This is a genomic window from Streptomyces sp. NPDC001108, assembly GCF_053598535.1.
The window spans coordinates 1-4,981 of the sequence record NZ_JBSFKL010000043.1 but is presented as its reverse complement, the minus strand read 5'-3'; the positions used below and the strand labels follow the sequence as shown (position 1 = coordinate 4,981).

At 72.6% G+C, this 4,981-nt stretch carries 1 protein-coding gene; it reads left to right on the top strand.

Annotated features, from left to right (window positions below; genetic code table 11):
• Positions 1-4,981: type I polyketide synthase (locus ACWC97_RS33905; protein WP_450653659.1), on the top strand; the 4,981-nt coding region annotated here is incomplete at both ends.

Sequence of the window (4,981 nt, the reverse complement as noted above, 5' to 3'; positions counted from 1 at the left end):
GGCGCTGGGCGGGCTGCACGTCCATACCGGTCTCGAGCCCGACTGGGACGCGGTCTTCGGCCCCGTGGCCGACCGCCGTACCGTCGACCTGCCCAACTACGCCTTCCAACGCCGCCGCTACTGGCTCGACACGGCCCACACCCCCGCACCGCTCCCCCTCCCTTCGTCCTCGGCCCCGGTCGTCGCGGCCGAGGTTGGGGACGACGTCGATGAGCACACGCCGTCCGCCGCGGAAGCGCTCGCCCAACGGCTCGCGGGGGAGAGTGAAGCCGAGCAGGAGCGGCTCCTGCTGGAGTTGGTGCGCACGAACGTGGCCATCGTTCTCGGGCATGTGTCGAGCACCGTCGATGCGGAGCAGTCGTTCAAGGAGCTGGGCTTCGACTCGCTGAGCGCCGTCGAGTTCACCAACCGCGTCAACGCGACCTCCGGGCTGCGACTCTCCGCCACGCTCATCTACGACCACCCGAGCCCCGGCACACTCGCCCGGTACATGCGCCGCGAGCTGCTCGGCAGCGGCGAGCCCGCCGAACAGCAGCCGGCCGACCGCGCACCGAACACCTCGGACGACCTCATAGCGATCATCGGCATGGCGTGCCGCTATCCCGGAGGAGTGGACTCTCCCGAGGGGCTGTGGCGCCTCGTCGCCGACGGGCAGGACGCGATCTCCGAGCTTCCCGACAACCGTGGCTGGGACATCGACGACCTCTACGATCCGGTACCGGGACGTCCGGGCAAGACCTATGCGCGGCACGGCGGATTCCTGCACCGGGCCGACGAGTTCGACCCCGCGTTCTTCGGGATATCGCCGCGCGAGGCGGCGGCCATGGACCCCCAGCAGCGGCTGCTGCTGGAGACCTCCTGGGAGGCCCTGGAACGCTCCGGAATCGACCCCTCCGCGCTGCGCGGAGTCGCCGCGGGCGTCTTCGTCGGGGCGATGTCCCAGGACTACGGGCCACGGCTGCACGAAACCGCCGAGGGGTACGAGGGGTACCTGCTCACCGGCAGCACCGCGAGCGTCGCCTCCGGCCGCATCTCCTACACCCTCGGCCTGGAGGGACCCGCGGTGACGGTCGACACCGCCTGCTCATCGTCCCTGGTAGCACTCCACCTCGCGGCGCAGGCACTGCGCCAGGGCGAGTGCGGCATAGCCCTCGCCGGTGGTGCCGCCGTCATGGCGACGCCCGGGATGTTCGTCGAGTTCAGCAGGCAGCGGGGGCTGGCGGCCGACGGCCGGGCCAAGGCGTTCGCGGCCGGCGCCGACGGTACGGCGTGGGCGGAGGGCGTGGGCATGGTCGCCCTGGAGCGTCTGTCGGACGCGCGGCGCAACGGCCATCGGGTACTCGGCGTGGTGCGGGGCAGCGCGATCAACCAGGACGGCGCGAGCAACGGCCTGACCGCGCCCAACGGGCCGTCGCAGGAGCGGGTGATCCGGCAGGCCCTGGCCAACGCCCGGCTGACGTCGTCGGACGTGGACGCGGTGGAGGCGCACGGAACGGGCACGCGACTGGGCGACCCGATCGAGGCGCAGGCACTGCTCGCCACGTACGGACAGCAGCGGGACGGCGAACATCCTCTGCTCCTCGGTTCGTTGAAGTCCAACATCGGACACGCCCAGGCGGCTGCGGGGATCGGCGGCGTCATCAAGATGGTGATGGCGATGCGGCACGGAGTCCTGCCCAGGACGCTGCACGTCGACGAGCCGTCGCCGCACGTCGACTGGTCGGCGGGCGCGGTCGAACTGCTGACGGAGGCGGTGGCGTGGCCGGAAGGCGCCCCGGGCCGGCCGCGGAGGGCCGCGGTGTCCTCCTTCGGTATCAGCGGGACCAACGCGCACGTCATTCTGGAACAGGCGCCCGCCGACCCGGCCGAGCAGGCTTCCGCACCGGCCCTTCCGCCGGAGACCGAGCAGGCTCTCGAACCGGCCTCCGCCCCGGACACCGAGGAGGACCCCGCCCAGCCGCCCGCCGCCGATGCGGCTTCTGACGGCAGCCCTCTCCCCTGGCTCCTTTCGGCCAGGAGCCGTTCCGCGTTGCGTGCCCAGGCGCTGCGCCTCAAGGAGCACCTGGAAGCCGCCCCGGAACTCCGCCCGGCCGATGTTGCCCACGCGCTCGCCACCACCCGCGCTTCCTTCGACCACCGCGCCGTCGTCATCGGCTCGGACCGCGCCGTCCTCCTCGAAGGGCTCGGTGAGCTCGCCGCCGCGGAGTCCGCGGCCGGTGTCCAGGGACAGGCATCCGCCCCCGGCAGGACCGTCTTCGTCTTCCCCGGACAGGGGTCGCAGTGGGACGGGATGGCCGTGGAACTGCTGGACACCAACGCGGTGTTCCGGGAGCGCATCGAAGCCTGTGAGCAGGCGCTCTCCCTTTACGTGGACTGGTCGTTGACCGAGGTCCTGCGCGGGTCGTCCGGCGCGCCCGGCCTCGACCGGGTGGACGTGGTCCAGCCGGCGCTGTTCGCGGTGATGGTGTCGCTGGCCGCCGTCTGGCAGTCGGTCGGCGTACGGCCGGCGGCGGTCGTCGGCCACTCGCAGGGAGAGATCGCGGCGGCCTGCGTCGCCGGGGCACTGAGCCTCGACGACGCCGCCAAGGTGGTGGCGCTGCGGAGCCGGGCCATCGGTGCGCTGGCGGGCAAGGGAGGGATGGGCTCCATCCCGCTGCCGCGGGCCGATGTGGCCGAACGGCTCACACGATGGGGCGACCGGCTGTCGGTGGCCGCGGTCAACGGCCCGATGGCGACGGTGGTGTCCGGGGACCCGGCGGCGCTCGCGGAACTGGTGCAGGCCTGCCGCGACGAGGGTCTGCGAGCGCGCACCATCGCGGTGGACTACGCCTCGCACTCGGCCCATGTGGAAGAGATCCGCGAGGAACTCCTGGAGACGCTCGACGGGCTCGAACCGCGCTCCTCGTCCATCGCGTTCTACTCGACCCTCGAAGGGGAGCCGATCGACACGGCGGTACTCGACGCCGACTACTGGTACCGGAACCTCCGCAACACGGTCCAGCTGGAGAAGGCGGTCCGGGCCCTCACCGCCGACGGCTACACCACCTTCATCGAGTCGAGCCCGCACCCGGTGCTCGTCATGGGCATTCAGGAGACGGTCGACGACGCCCTCGGGTCCGGCGCGGCACAGAACGGCGAGACCGACGGACCTCCGGCGGCCCTGGTCGTCGGCTCCCTGCGTCGCGACGAGGGGAACTGGCGGCGCTTCCTGACGAGCGTCGCCACCGCCCACACCGCGGGTGTGCCGGTGGACTGGACACGGATTCCCGGTACGGCGGGCCCGGCCGAGCCCGTGGACCTGCCCACCTACGCTTTCCAGCGCGACCGCTATTGGCTGCGCACCCCCGCCCCCACCGGCGATGTGTCCGGCGCCGGGCTCGGCGCCGCCGACCACCCCCTGCTCAGCGCACTGGTCGCACTCGCCGACGGCGCCGACGACGGCGGACTCCTGCTCACCGGCAGGCTCTCCCTGCGCAGCCACCCCTGGCTCGCCGATCACGCGGTCCTCGGCACCGTGCTGCTTCCGGGCACGGCATTCGTCGAGATGGCGCTGCGCGCCGCGGACGAGTGCGGAAGCGACCGGGTGGACGACCTCACGCTGGAGGCGCCGCTGGTCCTGCCGGAGCAGGGCGACATCCAGCTGCAACTCGTGGTGGACGGACCGGACGAGAACGGCCGACGCGGACTCCGGGTCTACGCCCGGCCGATGGCCGCCACCCCGGGCGGCGAGGATGAGCACCGCTGGACGCGACACGCGACGGCCGCCCTGGTGTCCGGCGCGGCGACCGACGGGACACCTGCGGCGGAGACCGCGCAGGCCCCCGGCCATCTGGCGACCTGGCCGCCCGAGGGCGCACAGGCCGTCGCCCTGGACGACCGCTACCCGCAGCTCGCTGCCCAGGGCTACGAATACGGCCCGGCCTTCCAGGGCCTCACCGGAATGTGGCGCAGCGGGGACGAGGTCTTCGCCGAGGTGCGGCTCGCCGATGAGCAGCAGGACTCCGCCGAGCGGTTCGGGATTCACCCCGCGCTGCTGGACGCGGCGCTGCACGCCATCGTGGTGCGGGAGGACGGCGCGCGGTCGGACACAGAGGCGTCGGGCCCCCTGCTGCCCTTCGCCTGGGACGGCGTGCGGCTGCTGGCGACCGGTGCGCGCAGCCTGCGGGTGAGGTTCTCTCCGGTCGGCCGGGACGGCGTGCGCATACTGGCCGCCGACGCCGCCGGAGCCCCTGTGGCCACGGTCGAATCGCTGGTCCTGCGCCCGGTTGCCGCTGGACAACTCGCCGAGGCCGGTCGCGCTGCGGTGGATCGCGATCTCCACCGCGTGGACTGGACGCCGCTCGACGCACCGCTCACCGAGCCGGAAGCGGCCGGAGACTCACCGGCTGTGGTCGTCCTCGGCTCGCTCGGCGGGACTCTCGTCGTACCGGACGAGCTCGGCGCCCCCGTACACCCGGATCTGCCGGCCCTGCTGGACACCCTCGGCACCGCGGACACGGAGGGCGCATCCCCGCGCACGGTGCTGCTGCCCTGCCCGCACACCAACCCGGAGGCGCGGCCGCAGGCAGTCCTCGAAGAGGTGCTGGCCACCGTGCAGGCGTGGCTGGCGGACGAGCGGACCGGTGCGGCACGACTGGTCGTCGTCACCCGCCACGCGATGGCCACCCGTCCCGGCGAGGACGTCACCGACCTGGCCGCGGCGGCGGTGTGGGGTTTGTTGCGTGCTGTGCAGTCGGAGTATCCGGGTCGGTTTGTGTTGGTCGATGTGGATGGGAGTGAGGGGTCGGCGGGGGCGGTTGTGTCGGCGTTGGCGTCGGGTGAGTCGCAGTTGGCGTTGCGTGGGGGGGAGGTGTTTGTTCCGCGGTTGGTTCGTGCGGTGGTGGGGTCCGGTGCCGGTGCCGGTGCCGGTGCTGGTGCTGGGTCTGGTTCTGGTGTGTTGGGTGGTGGGGTTTTTGGTGGGGGGACGGTGTTGGTGACGGGT